Consider the following 20,153-nt stretch of genomic DNA (forward strand, 5'->3'; position numbering starts at 1 on the left):
GGATGTTGCCGCAGGTCAAAAGATCTTCCAGACCAATTGCTCAGTATGTCATGGTCCCGACGGCAAGGGCCTGCAGGCCATGGGCGCGCCGAACCTGACCGACCGCGTGTGGTTGTACGGTTCCAGCTTCGCCCAGGTCCAGCAGAGCATCCGTCACGGTCGTAACGGCCAGATGCCCGCTCAGGAAGCCTTCCTGGGCAACGACAAGGTGCATCTGCTGGCCGCCTACGTGTATAGCCTGTCGCAGCAACCTGCTGACGCTCAATAAGAAAAATGCTTTCGGTGCGACTCGGCGTCGCACCGAAAACAGACACATCAGGCGTACCATTGGCAGCAGCCAAATGATTCCGGCCGACTACGTATCGGCCGGAGCCCCACCCCGCAAAGTGGTACCTGATGATGAGTGAGCAGATCCCCGTTCGTGACGTGACACCTGGCAAAGGTAACGTCGACCTCTACGCCAAACGCGAAAAGATCTACACCCGAGCGTTCACCGGCGTGTTCCGCAACATTCGCCGCTTCGGCGGTGCGTTCCTCTTCATTCTGTTCTTCGGCACGGTCTGGCTGAACTGGGATGGCCGTCAGGCCGTCTGGTGGGACCTGCCCGAACGCAAGTTCCACGTATTTGGCGCCACCTTCTGGCCCCAGGACTTCATGCTGTTGTCCTGGCTGCTGATCATCTGCGCCTTCGGCCTGTTCTTCATTACCGTATTCGCCGGCCGCGTCTGGTGCGGATACACCTGTCCGCAGAGCGTGTTCACCTGGGTGTACATGTGGGCGGAAAAGGTCACCGAGGGCGACCGCAACCAGCGCATGAAGCTGGACAAGGCGCCGATGAGCGCCAACAAGCTGCTGCGCAAGGTGGCCAAGCATGCCATCTGGCTGGGCGTCGCCGTGGCAGTGGCCATTACCTTCGTCGGCTACTTCACGCCGATCCGCGACCTGGTCCCCGAGCTGCTCAGCCTCAACGTCAATGGCTGGGCCGCGTTCTGGATCGGCTTCTTCACCCTGGCCACCTACGGCAGCGCCGGCTTCATGCGCGAACAGGTGTGCATCTACATGTGCCCCTACGCCCGCTTCCAGAGCGTGATGTTCGACAAGGACACGCTGATCGTCTCCTACGACACCAACCGTGGCGAGCAACGCGGTCCGCGCAAGAAGGGCGCCGACTACAAGGCCCAGGGCCTGGGTGACTGCATCGACTGCACCGTGTGCGTGCAGGTCTGCCCGACCGGCATCGACATCCGCAACGGCCTGCAGATCGAATGCATCAGCTGCGCGGCCTGTATCGACGCCTGCGACAGCATCATGGACAAGATGGGCTACCCGCGCGGCCTGATCAGCTACACCACCGAGCACAACCTGTCCGGCCAGAAGACCCATCTGCTGCGTCCGCGTCTGATCGGCTATGCGGTGGCGCTGCTGGCCATGATGAGCCTGTTCACCTGGGCACTGACTGCCCGGCCGCTGGTGCAGATCGACGTCCTCAAGGACCGCGTGCTGTATCGCGAGAACGAGGAAGGCAACATCGAGAACGTTTACACCCTGAAGATCATGAACAAGGCGCAGACCGACAAGACCTTCGTGGTGGAAGTCGACGGCCTGCCGGGACTGGCCTTCGAGGGTCGCCAGGAAGTGCAGGTCGCCGCCGGCGAAGTGCTGTCCATCCCGGCCGAACTGTCCATCGAGCCCGAGAAGCTGCCGTCCAGCACCAACACCATCGTCTTCCGCGTCAAGGCGACGGACGATCAGTCCATCAACAACGAGGCCGAGAGCCGTTTCATCGGCCCGGCCGTTCGCTAAGTAAGGTTCCGCATGCAGTCGAAGACCGAAAGTCGCTGGTACAAGGAATTCTGGGCCTGGTTCGTCATTGGCATCCTGGCATTCGCGGTGTTCCTGGGCCTTGGCCTGCTGACATTCGCCACGATGAACCCCGACGTCCCGGTGGTAGCCAACTACTACGACGTCGGCAAGGGCATCAATGCCTCGTTGGAACGTGAAAAGCTGGCCAAGCAGCTGAACCTGCAGGGCGTCCTGACCCTGGACGACGAAACCGGTACCGCCAACCTGCAGCTCACCGGCTACAGCCGACCGCAGCAGCTGGAGCTGAACCTGATTTCGCCGACCCAGGCCGAAAAGGACCGTCGCGTCATCCTGCAACCGAAGGATGACGGTCGCTACCAGGGCTTCATGCTGGACAGCGTGTCCGGTCGGCGTTTCGTGGAGTTGCTGGGCGAGGAAGGCGGCAAGCCCTGGCGACTGTATGTGGAAAAGGAAGTGATTCCGGGACAGCCGCTCACGCTGGAAAACTGATTCCGCCCCGATGAGCAGTCCCCTTCCCTGCTTCCACTGCGGCTTGCCGGTTCCCGCCGGCAGCCGCTTTGTCGCGCCTGTACTGGGCGAAACCCGCGAATTCTGTTGTCCGGGTTGCCAGGCGGTGGCCGAAGCCATCGTCAGTGGCGGCCTGGAAAGCTACTACCGCCACCGCAGCGAACCCTCGGCCAACCCCGAGGCGCTGCCGCAAGTGCTCACCGATGAACTGGCGCTCTACGACCGCGCCGAGGTGCAGCAGCCCTTCGTGCAGCATGAAGGCGAACTGGCGGAAACCACCCTGCTGGTCGAAGGCATCAGCTGTGCCGCCTGCGGCTGGCTGATCGAGAAACACCTGCGCGGCCTGCCGGCGGTGGCCGAGGCGCGCCTGAATCTTTCCAACCACCGGCTGCAGGTGCGCTGGTCCGACAGCCAGGTGCCGCTCAGCGAACTACTGCAGAGCCTGCGACGCATTGGCTATGCGGCGCATCCTTACCGCGCCGATCAGGCGGCGGAGACGCTGGCCGAGGAAAACCGCCGCGCCCTCAAGCAGATCGGCGTGGCCGGCCTGCTGTGGTTCCAGGTGATGATGGCCACCATGGCCACCTGGCCCGAGTTCAACCTCGACCTGTCACACAGCTTCCATGTGATCCTGCGCTGGACCGCGCTGATCCTTACCACGCCGATCGTCTTCTACTGCTGCGGCCAGTTCTTCCGCGGCGCCCTGCGCGACCTGCGCACGCGGCACCTGACCATGGATGTCTCGGTGTCGCTGGCCATCGGCGGCGCCTACCTGGCCGGCATCTGGTCGACGCTGACCGGCGAAGGCGAACTCTATTTCGATGCCGTGGGCATGTTCGCGCTGTTCCTGCTGGCCGGACGCTATCTGGAACGCCGCGCCCGGGAGCGCACGGCGGCGGCCACCGCGCAACTGGTCAACCTGTTGCCGGCCTCCTGCCTGCGCCTGGACGAGCAAGACCAGGCACAGCGCATCCTGCTGACCGAGTTGCGCATCGGCGACCGCGTGCTGGTGCAGCCCGGCGCGCTGCTGCCCGCCGATGGCCGCATCCTCAGCGGCCAGTCGAGCGTCGACGAATCCCTGCTGACCGGCGAGTACCTGCCGCAGCCGCGCGGCGTCGGCGACAGCGTTACCGCCGGCACCCTGAACGTGGAAGGTCCGCTGACCGTCGAGGTGCAGGCGCTGGGCGACGACACCCGGCTGTCCGCCATCGTCCGCCTGCTGGAGCGCGCCCAGAGCGAGAAGCCGCGCCTGGCCGAACTGGCCGACCAGGTGGCCCACTGGTTCCTGATCGGCGTGCTGCTGGCCGCCGCCGTGGTCGGACTGGTCTGGTGGCAGCTGGACAGCGAGCGCGCCTTCTGGATCGTGCTGGCCCTGCTGGTCGCCACCTGTCCGTGCGCCCTCTCGCTGGCCACGCCGACCGCCCTCACCGCCGCCACCGGCAGCCTGCACAAGCTCGGCCTGCTGCTCACCCGCGGGCATGTGCTCGAGGGGCTGAACCAGATCGACACGGTGATCTTCGACAAGACCGGCACGCTCACCGAGGGGCGTCTGACCCTGCGTGGCATCCACCCGCTGCGCGAGCTGGATGCCGACCAGTGCCTGGCCCTGGCCGCCGCCCTGGAAAACCGCTCCGAACACCCGATCGCCAAGGCCTTCGGCCGCGCCGCACAGGCCGCCGAACAGGTCGACAGCCACCCTGGCCTGGGCCTGGAAGGCGTGGTCGAGCAGCGCCGCCTGCGCATCGGCCAGCCGGACTTCGTCAGCGCCCTCGCGGGTCAAGCGGCACCGGCGATTCCCGGCGACCACGGCCAGTGGCTGCTGCTCGGCGACGAGCAGGGCCCGCTGGCCTGGCTGGTGCTGGATGACCGCCTGCGTGACGATGCCCCGGCCCTGCTGGACGCCTGCCGCGCCCGTGGCTGGCGCGTGCTGCTGCTGTCCGGCGACAGTTCGCCGATGGTCGGCGAGATCGCCCGCCAGCTTGGTATCAACGACGCCCGTGGCGGCCTGACCCCCGACGACAAGCTGGCCGTGCTGCAGCAGTTGCGCGCCGAGGGCCGCAGGGTGCTGATGCTGGGCGATGGGGTGAACGACGTGCCGGTGCTGGCCGCCGCCGACATCAGCGTGGCCATGGGCTCGGCCACCGATCTGGCCAAGACCAGCGCCGACGCGGTGCTGCTGTCCAACCGCCTGGACAGCCTGACCCGCGCCCTGCCCGTGGCGCGCCGCACCCGGCGGATCATCATCGAGAACCTCAGCTGGGCAATGCTGTACAACGGACTTATCCTGCCCTTCGCCGCCGTCGGCTGGGTCACGCCGGCGTGGGCCGCGCTGGGCATGTCCATCAGCTCGCTGCTGGTAGTGGTCAACGCCCTGCGCCTGGCCCGCCTGCCCGCCGAAGCCGCCGCCTGAGCGCTCACTATCGGAGGTGCCCCATGGCCGCCCTGTACTACATGATTCCCGTGGCCGTCATCGTCGTCGGCCTGGCCATCTGGCTGTTCTTCTGGGCCGTCAACAGCGGCCAGTACGACGACCTGGACAGCCCGGCCCACAGCATCCTGTTCGACGATGACGACCCCAACCACAAGGCCGGGGTCGAGCAGGCCGGCCAGGAGCCCGGCAAGGACCAGGACGAACCCCGTGCCTGATCTCGCGCCGCAGCTGATTTCCGCGTTCATCCTCGGCCTGCTGGGCGGCGGACATTGCCTTGGCATGTGTGGCGGCCTGATGGGTGCGCTGACCCTGGCCATTCCGCCGGAACAGCGCGGCCGTCGGCTGCAACTGCTGCTGGGTTACAACCTCGGGCGCATCCTCAGCTACGCGACCGCCGGCCTGCTGCTCGGCCTGGGCGGCTGGGCACTGGCCAACAGCCCGGCGGCGACGGCCCTGCGTGTCGTTGCCGCGCTGCTGCTGATTGCCATGGGCCTGTACCTGGCCGGCTGGTGGAGCGGGCTGACGCGGATCGAGGCGCTGGGCAAGGGCTTGTGGCGCTTTATCCAGCCCATCACCCGACGCTTCATGCCGGTGCGCGGCCTGCCGCAGGCGCTGGCCCTCGGCGCGCTGTGGGGCTGGCTGCCCTGCGGGCTGGTCTACAGCACCCTGCTATGGGCGGCCAGCCAGGGCGATGCGCTGGACAGCGCACTGCTGATGCTCGCCTTTGGCCTGGGCACCTGGCCGGTACTGCTGGCCACCGGCCTGGCCGCCGAGCGCATCACCGCCCTGCTGCGCCGCCGCGGCGTGCGCATCGCCGGCGGCCTGCTGGTCATCCTGTTCGGCCTGTGGACCCTGCCCGGGCCGCACCAGGACTGGCTGATGGGCCACGGTGGCCACCAACAGCACGCGGATTAATGATGGGGCGCTGGCGTTCCTACAGCAGCCAGTCGATGGGCAACCAGGAAAACAGCCTCACCAGGATACGCTGCAGCAGCCGGGTGTCCGGCTCACGATCATGGCGTATCACCTGCTCGCCGCGACGCTCCAGCCAATACAACCGGCCCGATGCATCGAGCCGCACTTCGTAGGCCGCATCGGGAATCACCCGCTCGAACAGCTGCCGAAGGTGTCCGGCCAGGCGTGGACTCTCGATCACCAGGCCAAGCTCGGTGTTGAGGTTGGTGGAGCGCGGATCGAAGTTGAAGGAGCCGACGAACACCCGCCGATCATCCACCGCGAAGGTCTTGGCGTGCAGGCTGGAGCCGGAGCTGCCGAACAGCCCGACCTTGGGCGTCTGCTCGGTCTCCGTTGCGCTGCGGCGCATTTCGTACAGCACGACACCGGCCTCCAGCAGCGCCCGCCGCCATTTGGCGTAACCCGAATGTACCAGTGCCACGTCCGTGGCCTCCAGGGAGTTGGTGAGTACCCGCACATCGACCCCCTGTTCCGTCAGTGCGGCGAACGTCTCGACGCCGCTCCGGGTCGGCACGAAATAGGGCGACACCAGTTCCAGATGCCGCTGCGGCGTACCGAGGATCTCCTGTAACTGATGCGACAGCAGGGCTTCGTGCTCCGGCTGCCCCAGCCCCTTGCCCGGATCGTCACTGACCAGACGGGCCGGCGCCCACTCCAACTCCAGACGCTGCTCGAGCAGACGGCGAATGAAGTCCGACTCGCGAATCGCCTCGACGTAGCCCGCGGCGGCCGGATCGCGCTCGACCAGCGAAGCGGTGGCAACCCACGCCTGCAGCTGAGCGGGGTCGGCCTGGGGCAGCAGCAGATCGACCGGATAGCTGGAGTCGCTGCCCCAGTAGCGATCGAAGTCATCGGACACCACCTTGACCACCGGGCCGACGGCCAGCACATCGAGGTCGGCGAACAGCACCCCGTCGCTGGCGCCGAAGTATTCGTCGCCAATGTTGCGCCCGCCCAGCAGGGTCGCCTGGTTGTCGGCGGTAAAGGACTTGTTGTGCATGCGCCGGTTGGCACGGGAAAAATCGCTCAGAAAGCCCAGCAGGCGTGCCCGACGCTGCACGAACGGGTTAAACAGGCGCACCTCGATGTTGGGGTGTGCGTCCAGCACCGCCAGGGTCGCATCCAGCCCCCGGGTGTTGTTGTCATCCAGCAGCAGGCGCACCCGCACACCCCGTTCGGCCGCCTCGTGCAGTGCCTCGAACAGCAGCGTGCCAGTCATGTCCTGGCGCCAGATGTAGTACTGCACGTCCAGGGTGCGCTGGGCGCTGCGCGCCAGCAGCACCCGGGCGGCGAAGGCGTCCTGGGCGTCCTGCAGCGGCCAGATGCCGCTCAGGCCGGGATGCGCCGCCAGCTCGGGGGCCAGCGCCCGTCCCAGCGCGCTGTCGGCGGACTCCTCGTCGCCGAGCGCCTGCGACGGGGTGCGCGTCTCCAGGGTCGGCAGGTCGCCACAGCCACACAGCAGCAGCGCCAATAGCCCCGGCAGCCACCAGCGGCGCCATGCGGATCCGACGCGCACCTTCACAGCAGAACCTCCAGCCCCCAGCCACCCAGCCCGCAGCCCAGCACCACCAGCCAGGGCGGCAGTTTCCAGACCATCAGCGCCAGCAAGGCCACCAGCGCGAGGGCTACGTCGGCCGGACCGAGGATGGCACTGGTCCACACCGGATCATAGAGCGCCGCCAGCAGCACGCCGACCACGGCGGCGTTGACCCCCTGCAGCGCCGCGCGGGTATGCCGGCTGGCGCGCAGGCGCTCCCAGAATGGCAATGTGCCGATCACCAGCAGGAAGGACGGCGCAAACACCGCCGCCAGGCACAGCATTCCACCCAGCCAGCCGTTCGGCGCATCCTGCATGGCCGCGCCGAGGAAGGCCGCGAAGGTGAACAGCGGCCCGGGCACCGCCTGGGTGGCGCCGTAGCCGGCCAGGAACGCCTCGTTACCCACCCAGCCACTGCCGACCACCTCGGTCTGCAGCAGCGGCAGCACCACGTGGCCGCCGCCGAAAACCAGCGAACCGGCCCGGTAGAAGGCATCCACCCGCTGCAGCCAGGCCATCGGCCAGAACTGCGCCAGCAGTGGCAGCACCAGCAGCAGCACGAAGAACACCACCAGCAGGAACACGGCCGTGCGTCGTCTCACCAGAATGCCCAGGGGTTGATGCGCCTCGCCCGGGTCGGGCTTGAACAGCAGCAGGCCGAGCAGCCCCGCCAGCAGGATCACCGTGACCTGAGCCAGCGCCGAGGACCACAGCAACAGCACCACCGCCGCGCCCAGCATCAGCGCCAGCCGCACGCCGTCGGTGCAGAACACCCGCGCCATGCCCCACACCGCCTGGGCCACCACCGCTACCGCCACCACCTTGAGCCCGTGCAGCACTCCGCCGGGCAGCACATTGCCCCAGGCCGCCAGCCCCAGGGCAAACAGGATCAGCAACACCGCCGAGGGCAACGTGAAACCCGCCCAGGCCGCCAGCGCCCCACGATAGCCGGCGCGCGCCAGACCGACGGCAATGCCCACCTGACTGCTGGCCGGGCCGGGCAGGAACTGGCACAGCGCAACCAGATCAGCGTAGCCGCGCTCGCTCAGCCACTGGCGCCGCCGCACGAACTCGGCATGAAAATAGCCCAGATGGGCCACCGGGCCGCCGAACGAGGTCAGTCCCAGGCGCAGGAACACCTTGAACACGGTCCACCAGGAATCGGATCGGACTGTTTCGCTGGACTGCATCGGCAGGCTCCCTTGGAAAGACGGGCGGCATCATAGGTCAGCGCCGCGACTTGATGGAGATCATGCACAAACCCGGCTGGCCACAGCAGACTAGGCGGCACTTTTTCTCCATCCCGCCGGCGCTTGACCTTGCCACGGTGGCAAGGACGAGGATAACGGCCCGGCATTGCACTTTGAGGTAATTTCCATGACTGCTGTCGAACTGATGGTTGAAGGCATGACCTGCGGCAACTGCGTCAAGCATGTCGACGAAGCCCTGCGCCCGCTGGCCGGTGTGCAGAGCGTCGAGGTCGATCTGGCCAGCGGCCGCGTGCGCGTCAGCGGCGAGGCCGATAGCGCCGCGCTGATCGCCGCGCTCGACGATGCCGGCTATCCTGCCCGCCTGGCCGGTGCCCGCAAGAGCGGCGGCAGCTGCTGTGGCGGTTGCTGCGGCTGATTCATCCCATTCGTTTTCGGGGACTTCCCATGCACCCACGCTTCACCCGTAGCCTGCGCCTCGGCGCCCTGACCACCCTGCTGCTGCTTGGCGGCTGCCAGGAATCCGTGGTCGACGAACGGGTCATCGACGTGCACCGCGACGCCAACTGCGGCTGCTGCAAGGACTGGATCGCCCACCTCGAGGACAACGGCTTCACGGTGCGTGACCACGTCGAGCCCGACATGGTCGCGGTGAAGATGAAGCATGGCGTGCCGCCGCGCCTGGCTTCCTGCCACACCGCGGTGATCGACGGCCGCTTCGTGGAAGGCCATGTGCCCGCCGCCCAGGTGCTGGAGCTGCGCCAGCGTCCCGACCTGCGCGGCCTGGCCGTCCCCGGCATGCCGGTCGGCTCGCCGGGCATGGAGATGGGCGACCGCCAGGACGCCTATCAGGTCATCGGCCTGACCCGCAACGGCCAGGAAGAAGTGATCGCGCGCTATCCGGGCAAGTGAACCGACGCCAGGCCACCAGCCACGCTGGCGGTCTGGCGTTTCGCTTTTCATGCACGGACGATACTCTGCCCGGATCCCATACCGCTCCGACGATGCAACGCTTCCCCATTGATTACATCGAACCCGTGTTCCGCCCGCCCAGCGAGGCCCATTCGCTGATCCTGCCGGTGACCAACGGCTGCTCATGGAACCGCTGCACCTACTGCGAAATGTATACGGCGCCGCAGAAGAAGTTCCGCGCCCGTGACGAGCAGGAAGTGCTGGATGAGATCCGCCGCTGCGGCGAACAGCTGATCGTGCAGCGCGTGTTCCTCGCCGACGGCGACGCCCTGGTACTGCCGACCCACCGTCTGCTGCGCATTCTCGAAGCGATCCGCACCCATCTGCCCGAGGTCGAGCGGGTCACCGCCTACTGCCTGCCACGCAACCTCAAGCGCAAATCGGTGCAGGAACTCGAATCCCTGCGCGAAGCCGGCCTGGCCATGATCTATGTCGGCGCCGAATCCGGCGATGACGAGGTGCTGGAGCGGGTCAACAAGGGCGAGACCCACGACAGCACCCGTGACGCGCTGCTCAAGGCCGGCGAAGCCGGTATCCAGCGCTCGGTGATGCTGCTCAACGGCCTGGGCGGCCGCAGCCTGAGCCCGCAGCACGCCCGCAACTCCGCGCGCCTGATCAACGCCACGCAGCCGGAATACCTGGCCAGCCTGGTGGTCAGCTTCCCGACCGGTATGGAGCGCTTCATGGCGCAGTTCCCGGACTTCGTACCGTTGAGCCCGCGCGAGCTGTTCGAGGAAACCGAACGGCTGCTCGATGCCCTGGAGCTGACCGATACGGTGTTCCGCAGCGACCACGCCTCCAACCACCTGGTGCTCAAGGGCGTGCTGGGCGGCGACAAGGCGCGTCTGCTGACGCAGGTGCGCCGCGCCATCGAGCAGCCCGACCAGGCGGGTCTGCGACCGGAGTGGCTGCGCGGGCTCTGAACTTTGGTCTAACCCCCAGCACCAAGACCCCGTTGTCGAGTCCAAGGGATTCTCGTCCATTGTGCCAAGGAGCCCCCCATGCCCGACCTGAGCAAAGCCCACTGCGAAGCCTGCCGCGCCGACGCGCCGCGTGTAACCGACATCGAGCTGGGCGCGCTGCTCCAGCAACTGCCGGACTGGGGCGTGCAGGACCGTAACGGTGTGATGCAACTGGAGAAGCAGTATCGCTTCGATGATTTCCAGCAGGCCCTGGCATTCACCCAGGCCGTGGGCGAAATCGCCGAAGCCGAGGGCCATCACCCGGCGCTGCTCACCGAATGGGGCAAGGTCACCGTGACCTGGTGGACCCACAAGATCGGCGGCCTGCACCGCAACGATTTCATCATGGCGGCGCGTACCGAGGAGCTGGCCCGCCACAGCGCGGGCCTGCGCGACGTACTGGCCTGAATCAGCGCATGTCGAACAGCTCGTGGTGGAAGTCCTCGATCGCCATGCCGCGTTCCGCCAGCCCCTGCCGCAGGTTCTGTCCGAACGCCAGCGGGCCGCAGAACCACACATCCGCGTCTCGCCAGCCAGGCACCTCCTCGCAGAGGCGTTCGGGGGTCAGCCGGCCGTCACGCTGGGACACCAGCAGGTGCAGGCGTACGCCGGCGTTACGGGCCAGCAGGCGCAGCCGGGCGATAAAGGCTTCATCCGGCTCACTGGTGCAATAGAACAGATCCACCGCCTGTTCGCGCCGCTGCCGAGCCAGCCACTGCAGGCGCGCGATGAACGGAGTGATGCCGATGCCGCCGCCGACCCAGATCTGCGCCGCCTTGCGACCCTGGAAATCGAAGCGCCCGTAGGGCCCCTCCACCACCGCCGGCTCGCCGATCTTCAGGCGCTGCGGCAGCGCCGCCGTGTAGTCGCCGATGGCCTTGATCAGGAAGGTCAGCCGGCCGTCCTCATGCCAGGCCGAGGAGATGGTGAACGGGTGCGGGCCTTCCTGGGGATCGAAGGTCACGAAGGCGAACTGCCCGGCCTCGTGGCCGGGCCAGCGATCCTGCAGCTGCACGGTCACGCGCAACACGCGGTTGTCCGGGTGGCGTTCCAGCTCCGCCACCTCGCCCAGCACGCGACGCCGGTGACCAATGCGCCGGGTCAGCGAAACCAGCCCGGCGATGCTGCCCAGCAGCATGAACAGCGCGAACAGCGGCGCGAGCGGCGTGCTCCAGTATTCCGGCTTCATCAGCACCAGGCCGTGGAAGGCCAGCACCAGATAGACCAGCGCCAGCAGCCGGTGGGTCTTGAAGAAGTAGCGGTACGGGAAGCGCTTGACCAGCGCCAGTACGATCAGCACCACCGCCGCATAGAAGGCCCATTCGCCGATGTCCTCGGCCAGACCGCGCTGGCTATGCAACCAGCCAAGGATGCCTTCCCGCACCGCGCCGGCGCCCTTGCGCGCGGGTTTTTCCAGCAATCCCCAGCCCACCAGCCACTTGGGTATCTGCGCCCAGCCCCAGTGGATGATGCTCAGCACCAGCGCGCTGATGCCCAGCCACTTGTGCAGACGGTAGACCTTGTCCAGCCCGCCCAGGCGTCGCTCCAGCAGCGCCGGGCGCACCGCCAGCAGCATGGCCAGGCTCATGGCGCCCATGGCCAGCAGGCCGGACAGGTTGACCAGCGAGGAACGCAGCGGAAAGAAGCCCCGCGCGGCGAGAACCTCATCGGCCAACCACCACAGCAAGGTGATGACGACGAACAGCACCCAGTAGGTGCGCTTGATAGCTTTCATCCTGGCAATCCGGGTTCGACACACGAAGAGTAGCGGTAGGGTACCGCCACGACCGGTGCCCGACCCTGTCGAAAGTCAACGGATAGTGGAAATGCGCCAGGCAGGGCGGTGATAAAGTATTGCCCCTTTCGTTGCGAGCGTTTCCATGGACTCGATCACCCAGGCCGTACTCGGCGCCGGCGTGCAGGCCGCCCTGCTCGGTCGCTGGCAAGGGCGCAAGGCGCTGCTGTATGGCGCGATGCTCGGCACCCTGCCGGATCTGGACGTGGTCATCGACTACGGCGACGCCGTGGCCCAGATGACCTATCACCGCGGCTTCAGCCATTCGCTGTTCGTGCTCAGCGGCGTGGCGCTGCTGATTGCCTGGCTGGCCCGGCGCTGGCGGCCCAACCCGGGGTATTCCGGCAAACGATTGTTCCTGACCCTGTGGCTGGTGCTGATCACCCATGTGCTGCTGGACAGCTTCACCAGCTACGGGACCCAGCTGCTCTGGCCGCTGAGTACACCGCCGGTGGCCTGGTCGAGCATCTTCATCATCGACCCGCTGTACACCCTGCCGCTGCTGATCGCCGTGCTGGTCACCGGCATTTCCGGCTTCGGCGCCGGCCGCCAGCGCTGGCATTACTGGGCGTTGGGGCTGTCCAGTCTGTATCTCGCCTTCGCCCTGGCCGGCAAGCAGATGGCCGAACACCGGGTGAACCGGGCGCTGGCCGCGCACGGCATCGTGCCGGAACGGGTGTTCAGCACGCCGACGCCGTTCAATACCCTGCTCTGGCGCGTGCTGGTGCTGGATGGCGAGCAGTACTACGAAACCCTGGTCGGCTGGCTCGACGAGCAGCCACCCCAGCTGCAACCCCTGCCACGCGGCACGGCCTGGCGGGCGCAGCTGGCCGACTCACCCCAGCATGCGCGTCTGCAATGGTTCACCCAGGGCGTGCTGCGCTACGACCGCATCGGCGAGCAGTTGGTGGTAACCGACCTGCGCCTGGGCATGACCGGCTATCACCCGTTCCGTTTCGCCCTCGCCGAATGGCGGGACGGCGCCTGGCAGCCGATCCGCTGGGTGGAACGCCAGTCCAGCCTGCGAGCCGATGCCGAACGGCTCGCCCAGCTGTGGACGCGCATCTGGCAACCGCACACCCCGGTGCCGCTCGGCGGATGGGCGGCGGAACTGGAGCGCTGACTCCGGGTGCGCAACCGACACACCGCCGGCCGGCGTAAAGCCGGCCCTACAAGGTTCGGCGCAGCGTCGAGCATGTAGGGCCGGACCTACCCGGCCGGGTTTATCCCGGCCGACGGGACCCCACCGAACCCCCCGGCCGGCGTAAAGCCGGCCCTACAGAGCTCGGTGCGGCGGCCCAGCTCGCTGCCTACAACCACACGGCGTCCCAGTGCGGATACTGGCCTATCTGCCTGACCAGGCCGGCCCGCAGCGGGTTGGCAACGATGTAGCGGGCTACGCCGGTCAAGGCTTCATCCTGGCGTAGCGCATGGTCGTAAAACCCACGCTGCCATAGGCGCCTGCCCCTGCAATCCGCACGCGCCACGCCTGCGGTGCGCCCCTTGAACAGGCGGATCAGCGCCGACAGCGGCAAACCGGAACGCTTGCTGACCATCCAGTGCAGATGATCGGGCATCAAGACCCAGGCCAGGGTATCCAGCTGCTGCTCGTCCTGCAGGCGCCGCATCTGCCTCACCACCGAGCGCGCGATGCAGAAGTCATCGAACCAGGGCTGTCGCTGGTGGGTGCACAGGGTGAGGTGATAGATCTGCCCGACCAGGGAAATCCGTCCCTTGCAGAGATCGCCATAAGGCATGTCCGTTGCCTCTTGCCGGAAATTCTTCCGCCCACTCTAGGCGAGGGGAACGGATCTGCCTGGCGGTCCGGCGAAAAACCTGTAGGGCCGGGCCTACCCGGCCGGGTTTATCCCGGCCAACGGGGCCAAGGCCCCGCCCCCATCTACGACCGGAGCTCCGCAGGCCGGCGTAAAGCCGGCCCCACAAGGGTTCGGCGCGGCGAGCCTGTAGGGCCGGACCTGCCCGGCCAGGTTTATCCCGGCCAACGGGGCCAAGGCCCCGCCCCATCTACAACCGATACTCCGCCGGCCGGCGTAAAGCCGGCCCAACAATGGTGCGGCGTGGCCTAGCGCTTGAACTGGCCCACCAGTTCGCGCAACTCGACGCCCAGGCGGGCCAGCTCGTTGCTGGAGGCGGCGGTCTGTTCGCTGGCTGCGGCGGTCTGCACGCCGATGTCGCGCACGCGCACCATGTTCTGGCTGATGGTTTCGGCGGCGGCGCTCTGCTCTTCGGCGGAGGCGGCGATCTGCTGGTTCATCTGCTCGATGTTGGCCACTGCCTGGGCGATGCGTTGCAGAGCGCCGCCCGCCTCACCCGCCAGCCCCACCGTATCCTGGGTCAGGCGACGGCTGCTTTCCATGCGTGCCACCGCCTTGTCGGACATGCCCTGCAGGCTGGCGATCAGCGTTTCAATCTCTTCGGTGGAGTTGTGAGTACGCAGTGCCAGCGCCCGCACTTCATCGGCCACCACGGCGAAACCACGACCCTGCTCGCCGGCCCGGGCCGCTTCGATGGCGGCGTTGAGCGCCAGCAGATTGGTCTGTTCGGCCACCGCGCGGATCACCTCCAGCACGCTGCCGATGCGCCCGCTCTCGGCCTGCAGGCCCTGGATGACGGTGGCGGTCTCTTCCACCTCGCGAGCCATGTCGCCGATCTGCCCGACCGCCCGCTGCACCACCTGATTGCCCTGCCGGGCCTCGCCATCCGCCTCGCGAGCCGCCTGCGAGGCCTGCTCGGCATTGCGCGCCACTTCATGCACGGTCAGCGCCATCTGATGCATGGCGGTGGCCGCCTGCTCGGTTTCCTGGCGCTGGGACTGCATGCCGCTGCTGGTCTGGGTGGTGACCGCCGCCAACTCCTCGGACGAGCTGGCGATCTGCTGCACCCCGTCCTCGATGCGCCCCACCAGGGTGCGCAGGCTGTCGGTCATGCTGGCCATGCTGGCCTGCAGCTGGCCGAGCTCGTCGCGGCGGCTGACCACAGTCGCGTGACTCAGATCGCCGGCGGCCACACGCTGGGCAATCGCTACCGTCTGCCGCAGCGGCTGAAGGATGGAACGCGTGATCAGGATGCCGGCGATCGCGGCCAGCACCAGAGCGCTCAGTGTGAAGCCCGCCAGCAACAAGGCGACGCGGGTAATCTGCGCATCCATCGCCTGCGCGGCATTGCTCGCCGCCTGCTGGGTCTGGGCGACGGCCTGGGCGGCGATACGGCTCATCTCCGCGCTGCTGGCCAGGCGCTTGTCGCGAGCCTGCTGGAACTGCTCGAAGGCCTGGCGATATTGTTCAATCGCTTCCAGCCCGGCGCGCAGGCTGACCTTGCGCTCTTCGTCCAGCCAGTGAATGAGATTGTTGGCGATGTGCTGCTGTTCCGTGTACAGCCTCCTCCATTCCTGCAGGTATTCCTCACGGAAGGACTGGATGTAGCGCAGCTCCACCAGTCGCAGCTCCATCACGCGCTGGTTCAGGCCGGAGGCGGTTTCCGCCAGCGTCAGCGGGTCGCTGCCCCGCAGCCGGTCGCCCTGCAGGCGCAATTCGCGGACGGCGTCGTACATTTCCAGCTCGATCTGGGTGAACTCGTCCCGCGCCTGCGCGGCGGCTTCCTCCATGCGCTGGCGCTGAAGCACCGCCGCCTTGAAGTTCTCCACCACCGCGTCGAACTGCTCGCCGAACGCCCGGGCGCCGTCGCGAATCGCCAGGATGCGCTGGCGGGCCTCACCCTCCAGTTTTCCCGCCAACGCCTCGCTCTGCGTGGCCGCCGATGCCAGGCTGTCACGCACCTTGTTCAGCGTCTGCTCCTTGCGATTGGCCTGGTAGTCGATCTCGGCGACATACGCCTCCACCACCGCACGCTCGATGGCAGCCATCGCCTGCATCTGGCGGGCACGCTCCTGGATGGCATTCACCGCGTAATAGCCGGTACCGGCCACTACCAGCGTGAGCAACATGACCAGGCCGAAGCCGATCCGCAGCTTGCGGCCGACCCCCATGTTCGCCAGAACGCTTCCTATGCCATTCATGTTTGATTCCTCGCTCCCGTAGCGATTCCGCAGGGCGGCCAAAAGCCACCAGCAAAAGTTGACGCCAACTAATCGACTCGAAAGACCGAGACTTTAGGGTAAGAACGGAAAAAAACGGGAACGCCAGGAAAAGCCCTGCAAGACGAGGGGAATTAAGGCGTTTCTGCGGGAGTGCGACTGTCGGAACAACTCCGACAGCCACAGGAAGGCGACTCAGCGTATGACGGGCGCCTCACCCGCCTTGAGGCGCAGACGATAGGCGACCCACATCAGCAGCAGCCAGAAGGGAATCACATACACCGAGACGCGAATGCCCGGAATCAGCAGCAGCACGCCGAGAATGAACACCACGAAGGCCAGGCACAGGTAGTTGCTCAGAGGCGACCAGAGCGCCTTGAAGTGCGTGGTCACGCCCTGGGCCAGCATGGCCTTGCGGAACTTCAGGTGCGCGAGGCTGATCATCGCCCAGTTGATCACCAGAGTGGCGACCACCAGAGACATGAGCATTTCCAATGCGTTCTGCGGCACCAGGTAGTTGACCAGCACGCACAGCAGGGTCACCAGCGCGGAAACGCCGATCGCCAGCACCGGCACGCCACGCCGGTTGACCTTCATCAGCGCGCGCGGCGCATCGCCCTGCTCGGCCAGACCGTAGAGCATGCGGCTGTTGCAGTACACGCCGCTGTTGTAGACCGACAGCGCGGCGGTGAGCACCACGAAATTCAGTACATGGGCGGCGGCGGCGCTGCCGATCAGCGCGAAGATGCGTACGAACGGGCTGGCGCTGTAGATGTCGCCCGCCGCGTTCAGCTCGGCCACCACGGCATTCCACGGATACAGCGCCAGCAGCACGGTCAGCGCGCCGACATAGAAGATCAGAATGCGATAGACCACCTGGTTGATGGCCTTGGGAATCACTTTGCGCGGCTCGCTGGCCTCGGCGGCGGTGATACCCACCAGCTCCAGGCCGCCGAAGGAAAACATGATGATGGCCATCATCATTACCAGCCCGGTCATACCATTGGGGAAGAAACCGCCGTGGACCCACAGGTTGGTGATGGACGCCTGCTCGCCGCCCAGGCCGGTGGCCAACAGATAAACGCCCAGACCAATCATGGCCAGGATGGCCACCACCTTGATGATGGCGAACCAGAACTCGGCTTCGCCGAATGCCTTCACATGGCTGAGGTTGATCAGATTGATCAGCACGAAGAACGCCGCCGCCGTGGCCCAGGTGGGAATTTCCGGCCACCAGAACTGCACGTACTTGCCCACCGCCGTCAGCTCGGCCATGCCCACCAGCACATAGAGCACCCAGTAGTTCCAGCCCGACAGGAAGCCGGCGTAGCCGCCCCAGTACTTATGGGCGAAGTGGCTGAAGGAACCGGCCACCGGCTCCTCGACAATCATCTCTCCCAGCTGGCGCATGATCAGGAAGGCGATGAAGCCACCGATGGCGTAGCCGAGGATCATCGACGGGCCGGCGCTCTGCATCACCCCAGCCGAGCCCAGGAACAGGCCGGTGCCGATGGCGCCACCCAGGGCAATCAGCTGGATGTGGCGGTTCTTCAGGCCCCGCGTCAGCGGCCCGGCGTGCAGTGTGTCGTGACTCATAAGGGTCCTTGTGTGCGAAATCCGCCCACGCACCGATGCGGGCAGTCAAACGGCGCGCATTGTACACCGGCGGCGCCACACCGGCCGGCCGCTTACCCGTTGCCCGCCGGCCGGAGCAACGGGACCGTTCCCGCACGCATCAACTGCTGCCCGACGCCTCACCGCGCGCACCGCAACGGCACGCTCCGCGCCAGCCCGCGCCAGGCGTGGCATGTAGCCTCTATTCGCGACTTCAAGCCACGCAAAAGCGCACCAAAAAAGGGCGCAATGCTGCTAGTCGAAGATGCCGATTTCGTCAAAGAAGGCTCTGACTCCCGGGTTTCCGCTGTGTTCTTCAAACTTGGCAAGGGATATGCTTAGTCCTGGTTGAAATAAGACCAATAGCCACTGGTTTTATAAATCGAGGGGATTCCCCTCAAAAAAACTAAGCGACATGGAGCAAGAGCATGCTTAAGAAACTTTCCCTCGCAGTTGCAGTAGCTTCGGCCAGCCTCAGCGGCATGGCGTTCGCGGAGACCTTCGAAAGCCCGGTGGGCAAGTTCGATGTCGGCATGACTGCGACCTTCGTCAGCGATTACGTATCCCGTGGCGCCTCCCTCAACGGCGGTCATCCGACCGTTCAAACCAGCCTCGATGTCTCCCATGAGAGCGGCGTCTACGCGGGCGTCTGGGGCAGCAGCCAGGCCGGCAGCGAGGAAAACGGCGGGGCCGAAATCGACTTCTACATCGGTTACGCCGGACAGATTACCGAAGACATTTCGTTCGACGTTTCCGCAGCGACTTACATGTACCCGGGCACTGTCTGGGGTGGTGAAGAGGCGGAGGATGACATCGAGTACATCGGTAGCCTGAGCGCCTACGGTGCGACTGTTGGCGTGAAATATCGCAGCGAAGCTACCAAGCAGATGTACTACTTCGCTGGCTACGATTTCGAGCTGGGCGCCGGCTTCGGCCTGTCGGCCGCCGTCGGTCAGACCCAGTACGACAACAGCGATGATGGTGAAGATTTTGTCGACTGGAGCGTAGGCATCAACAAGTCCCTCGTTGGCCTGGACTTCGCCCTGGTTTATGCGGACAACGATATGGAGAACAACGACGACAACATCGTTTTCTCGGTCTCCAAGACCTTCTAAAGCCTCCTGCTCTGGCAGGATGCCACGCGCAACGCCGCTCTTCGGAGCGGCGTTTTTGTTTGGCCCGAAGACGTCTGCGGGGACGGCTTTACGCCGGCCGACGGGGCCAGCCAACCCGCCCTGGTATCGCCCACCACCACCAGCGGCCGGGATAAACCCGACCGGGCAGGTCTGGCCGGGCAGTTTATCCCGGCCCCACACGCACCAGGCCGCCAAAACTTTTTCCCGCCCCGACGATCAGAAAATCTACTCCGCAAGCGCAGCCATGCCGTGGCGCGACGATCGCACGGACCGCCGACATGCGCAGCGCTGCCCCCTCCCAACTCTGTCTGGTTCTGCTCGGCCTTTTGCTGGCCGGCAACGCGGTTGCCCTGTATTTCCTGTTCAACACCCCGCAGCTGTACCGCCTCAAGGGCCTGCTGGTACAGGACGCCGCGCGCTTCTCCGACGCCAGCCTGCGCACCACGGTGCTCGGTCTGGATACCGCCGGTTACGCCATCTTCCTGACCTACGGCCAGTCCAATTCGGTCAATTCCGGACAGATCGGCTACAAGCCGCGCGGCAACGTGCTGAATTTCCACAACGGCGTGCTGTATCGCTACGAGGACCCCGCCCTGGGCGGACAGGGCCAGCAGGGCAGCGTGTGGGGACGGGTGGGCGACCAGTTGGTGGAACAGACCGCCTATGCCGGCGCCGTGTTCGCCCTGGCCGGCGCCAACGGGAAGACGCTGGAGCAACTGAGCCGGCCGCCCTACTACGACTACCTCCTGCAGGATTACGCCGCGCTGCGGCAACAGCTGGGACGGGTGGACGCCATCCTCCTGCACCAGGGCGAAGCCAACCATCGGCACCGCCAGGCCGGGGATTACCGCCGGGCGTTCATCGCCTTCGAACAGCAACTGCGCCGCGACGGCATCACCGCCCCGCTCTACCTGGCGCAGGCCTCCTATTGCGGCAATTCGGTGGACGAGCAGTTGCTGGCCGTGCAGGACCAGCTGATCCGCGAAATGCCCGGTGTGCTGCGCGGCCCCAATACCGACACCCTCGTCGAGCCCCGCTATCGCCTGCCGGATCGCTGCCACTTCTCGGCCGAGGGTCTGGATGCGGCCGCCACGCTCTGGGTGCAAAGCCTCATCCAGGCCTCGGAAAACTGACAGGA

19 protein-coding genes and 1 pseudogene are annotated in these 20,153 nt (G+C 66.3%); 13 read left to right on the top strand and 7 right to left on the bottom strand.

Features of this window, described 5'->3' with window-relative positions:
• From VL129_RS09370 to VL129_RS09395, 6 genes are all read left to right on the top strand, one after another.
• On the top strand, positions 1 to 268 hold a 268-nt coding region (locus VL129_RS09370; protein ID WP_325412392.1), incomplete at its 5' end, for a c-type cytochrome.
• A gap of 131 nt (positions 269 to 399) precedes the next feature.
• Positions 400 to 1,803, top strand: coding sequence for a cytochrome c oxidase accessory protein CcoG (ccoG, locus tag VL129_RS09375; protein WP_325412465.1), 1,404 nt, complete (start codon positions 400 to 402; stop codon positions 1,801 to 1,803).
• A 12-nt stretch (positions 1,804 to 1,815) separates the two neighbouring features.
• The gene (locus tag VL129_RS09380; RefSeq protein WP_325412394.1) at positions 1,816 to 2,313 is read left to right on the top strand and encodes a FixH family protein; all 498 of its coding nucleotides are present in this window, start codon (positions 1,816 to 1,818) and stop codon (positions 2,311 to 2,313) included.
• A gap of 10 nt (positions 2,314 to 2,323) precedes the next feature.
• Positions 2,324 to 4,741 (top strand): heavy metal translocating P-type ATPase, encoded by a 2,418-nt coding sequence (locus VL129_RS09385; protein ID WP_325412396.1) that lies wholly within the window; start codon positions 2,324 to 2,326, stop codon positions 4,739 to 4,741.
• Positions 4,742 to 4,764: 23 nt separating this feature from the next.
• On the top strand, positions 4,765 to 4,977 hold the full coding sequence (gene ccoS / locus VL129_RS09390) for a cbb3-type cytochrome oxidase assembly protein CcoS (protein ID WP_325412398.1): 213 nt from the start codon (positions 4,765 to 4,767) through the stop codon (positions 4,975 to 4,977).
• Entirely contained in the window at positions 4,970 to 5,677 is a 708-nt protein-coding gene (locus VL129_RS09395; protein WP_325412400.1) for a sulfite exporter TauE/SafE family protein, read from the top strand. Before ccoS ends, VL129_RS09395 begins: the two co-directional genes overlap by 8 nt.
• A 19-nt stretch (positions 5,678 to 5,696) precedes the next feature.
• Here VL129_RS09395 and VL129_RS09400 read toward each other — a convergent pair whose 3' ends face one another.
• Both VL129_RS09400 and chrA read right to left on the bottom strand, forming a co-directional pair.
• On the bottom strand, positions 5,697 to 7,259 hold the full coding sequence (locus VL129_RS09400; RefSeq protein ID WP_414705182.1) for a phospholipase D family protein: 1,563 nt from the start codon (positions 7,257 to 7,259) through the stop codon (positions 5,697 to 5,699).
• The gene (chrA, locus tag VL129_RS09405; RefSeq protein ID WP_325412402.1) at positions 7,256 to 8,464 is read right to left on the bottom strand and encodes a chromate efflux transporter; all 1,209 of its coding nucleotides are present in this window, start codon (positions 8,462 to 8,464) and stop codon (positions 7,256 to 7,258) included. Before chrA ends, VL129_RS09400 begins: the two co-directional genes overlap by 4 nt.
• Positions 8,465 to 8,651: 187 nt before the next feature.
• On the opposite strand from chrA, the gene VL129_RS09410 reads away from it, so the two are divergent.
• From VL129_RS09410 to VL129_RS09425, 4 genes are all read left to right on the top strand, one after another.
• Complete coding sequence (locus tag VL129_RS09410) at positions 8,652 to 8,900, top strand: heavy-metal-associated domain-containing protein (RefSeq protein ID WP_325412404.1); 249 nt, start codon at positions 8,652 to 8,654, stop codon at positions 8,898 to 8,900.
• Positions 8,901 to 8,929: 29 nt separating this feature from the next.
• The gene (locus tag VL129_RS09415) at positions 8,930 to 9,394 is read left to right on the top strand and encodes a DUF411 domain-containing protein (RefSeq protein WP_325412406.1); all 465 of its coding nucleotides are present in this window, start codon (positions 8,930 to 8,932) and stop codon (positions 9,392 to 9,394) included.
• 92 nt (positions 9,395 to 9,486) lie between these two features.
• A complete protein-coding gene (locus VL129_RS09420) occupies positions 9,487 to 10,377 on the top strand; it encodes a radical SAM protein (protein ID WP_325412408.1) in 891 nt (296 codons plus the stop codon).
• 78 nt (positions 10,378 to 10,455) lie between these two features.
• A complete protein-coding gene (locus VL129_RS09425) occupies positions 10,456 to 10,824 on the top strand; it encodes a 4a-hydroxytetrahydrobiopterin dehydratase (RefSeq protein WP_325412410.1) in 369 nt (122 codons plus the stop codon).
• Between the two features lies 1 nt (position 10,825).
• Here VL129_RS09425 and VL129_RS09430 read toward each other — a convergent pair whose 3' ends face one another.
• A complete protein-coding gene (locus VL129_RS09430; RefSeq protein ID WP_325412412.1) occupies positions 10,826 to 12,151 on the bottom strand; it encodes a ferredoxin reductase family protein in 1,326 nt (441 codons plus the stop codon).
• Positions 12,152 to 12,296: 145 nt separating this feature from the next.
• Here VL129_RS09430 and VL129_RS09435 point away from each other — a divergent pair, with 145 nt between their 5' ends.
• Entirely contained in the window at positions 12,297 to 13,334 is a 1,038-nt protein-coding gene (locus tag VL129_RS09435; RefSeq protein ID WP_325412414.1) for a metal-dependent hydrolase, read from the top strand.
• 187 nt (positions 13,335 to 13,521) lie between these two features.
• On the opposite strand, the gene VL129_RS09440 is transcribed toward VL129_RS09435, so the two are convergent.
• From VL129_RS09440 to VL129_RS09450, 4 genes and pseudogenes are all read right to left on the bottom strand, one after another.
• Positions 13,522 to 13,968 (bottom strand): REP-associated tyrosine transposase, encoded by a 447-nt coding sequence (locus tag VL129_RS09440; protein WP_325412417.1) that lies wholly within the window; start codon positions 13,966 to 13,968, stop codon positions 13,522 to 13,524.
• 326 nt (positions 13,969 to 14,294) lie between these two features.
• Complete coding sequence (locus VL129_RS17180; RefSeq protein WP_414705184.1) at positions 14,295 to 15,167, bottom strand: methyl-accepting chemotaxis protein; 873 nt, start codon at positions 15,165 to 15,167, stop codon at positions 14,295 to 14,297.
• Positions 15,153 to 16,247 (bottom strand): annotated as a pseudogene (locus tag VL129_RS17185) (HAMP domain-containing protein); the annotation flags it as partial. The gene VL129_RS17180 and the pseudogene VL129_RS17185, both read right to left, overlap by 15 nt.
• 213 nt (positions 16,248 to 16,460) lie before the next feature.
• Entirely contained in the window at positions 16,461 to 17,861 is a 1,401-nt protein-coding gene (locus VL129_RS09450) for an amino acid permease (protein WP_325412421.1), read from the bottom strand.
• A gap of 446 nt (positions 17,862 to 18,307) precedes the next feature.
• On the opposite strand from VL129_RS09450, the gene VL129_RS09455 reads away from it, so the two are divergent.
• Positions 18,308 to 18,994 carry a TorF family putative porin gene (locus VL129_RS09455; protein WP_325412423.1) on the top strand — a complete coding sequence of 229 codons (687 nt, stop codon included), beginning with the start codon at positions 18,308 to 18,310 and terminating at the stop codon, positions 18,992 to 18,994.
• 299 nt (positions 18,995 to 19,293) lie between these two features.
• Positions 19,294 to 20,148: a sialate O-acetylesterase gene (locus VL129_RS09460; RefSeq protein WP_325412425.1), complete on the top strand. Its 855-nt coding sequence runs from the start codon at positions 19,294 to 19,296 to the stop codon at positions 20,146 to 20,148.
• The last annotated feature ends 5 nt before the right edge of the window (positions 20,149 to 20,153 follow it).

Source organism: Pseudomonas sp., from assembly GCF_035497915.1.
Lineage (GTDB): Bacteria > Pseudomonadota > Gammaproteobacteria > Pseudomonadales > Pseudomonadaceae > Serpens.

Bases quoted from the DNA above. Each gene is read 5' to 3' on its own strand.
- ccoG (WP_325412465.1), top strand. From the start codon at position 400: ATGAGTGAGCAGATCCCCGTTCGTGACGTGACACCTGGCAAAGGTAAC.
- VL129_RS09380 (WP_325412394.1), top strand. From the start codon at position 1,816: ATGCAGTCGAAGACCGAAAGTCGCTGGTACAAGGAATTCTGGGCCTGG.
- VL129_RS09385 (WP_325412396.1), top strand. From the start codon at position 2,324: ATGAGCAGTCCCCTTCCCTGCTTCCACTGCGGCTTGCCGGTTCCCGCC.
- ccoS (WP_325412398.1), top strand. From the start codon at position 4,765: ATGGCCGCCCTGTACTACATGATTCCCGTGGCCGTCATCGTCGTCGGC.
- chrA (WP_325412402.1), bottom strand. From the start codon at position 8,464: ATGCAGTCCAGCGAAACAGTCCGATCCGATTCCTGGTGGACCGTGTTC.
- VL129_RS09410 (WP_325412404.1), top strand. From the start codon at position 8,652: ATGACTGCTGTCGAACTGATGGTTGAAGGCATGACCTGCGGCAACTGC.
- VL129_RS09415 (WP_325412406.1), top strand. From the start codon at position 8,930: ATGCACCCACGCTTCACCCGTAGCCTGCGCCTCGGCGCCCTGACCACC.
- VL129_RS09420 (WP_325412408.1), top strand. From the start codon at position 9,487: ATGCAACGCTTCCCCATTGATTACATCGAACCCGTGTTCCGCCCGCCC.
- VL129_RS09425 (WP_325412410.1), top strand. From the start codon at position 10,456: ATGCCCGACCTGAGCAAAGCCCACTGCGAAGCCTGCCGCGCCGACGCG.
- VL129_RS09430 (WP_325412412.1), bottom strand. From the start codon at position 12,151: ATGAAAGCTATCAAGCGCACCTACTGGGTGCTGTTCGTCGTCATCACC.
- VL129_RS09435 (WP_325412414.1), top strand. From the start codon at position 12,297: ATGGACTCGATCACCCAGGCCGTACTCGGCGCCGGCGTGCAGGCCGCC.
- VL129_RS09440 (WP_325412417.1), bottom strand. From the start codon at position 13,968: ATGCCTTATGGCGATCTCTGCAAGGGACGGATTTCCCTGGTCGGGCAG.
- VL129_RS17180 (WP_414705184.1), bottom strand. From the start codon at position 15,167: ATGGCCAGCATGACCGACAGCCTGCGCACCCTGGTGGGGCGCATCGAG.
- VL129_RS09450 (WP_325412421.1), bottom strand. From the start codon at position 17,861: ATGAGTCACGACACACTGCACGCCGGGCCGCTGACGCGGGGCCTGAAG.
- VL129_RS09455 (WP_325412423.1), top strand. From the start codon at position 18,308: ATGCTTAAGAAACTTTCCCTCGCAGTTGCAGTAGCTTCGGCCAGCCTC.
- VL129_RS09460 (WP_325412425.1), top strand. From the start codon at position 19,294: ATGCGCAGCGCTGCCCCCTCCCAACTCTGTCTGGTTCTGCTCGGCCTT.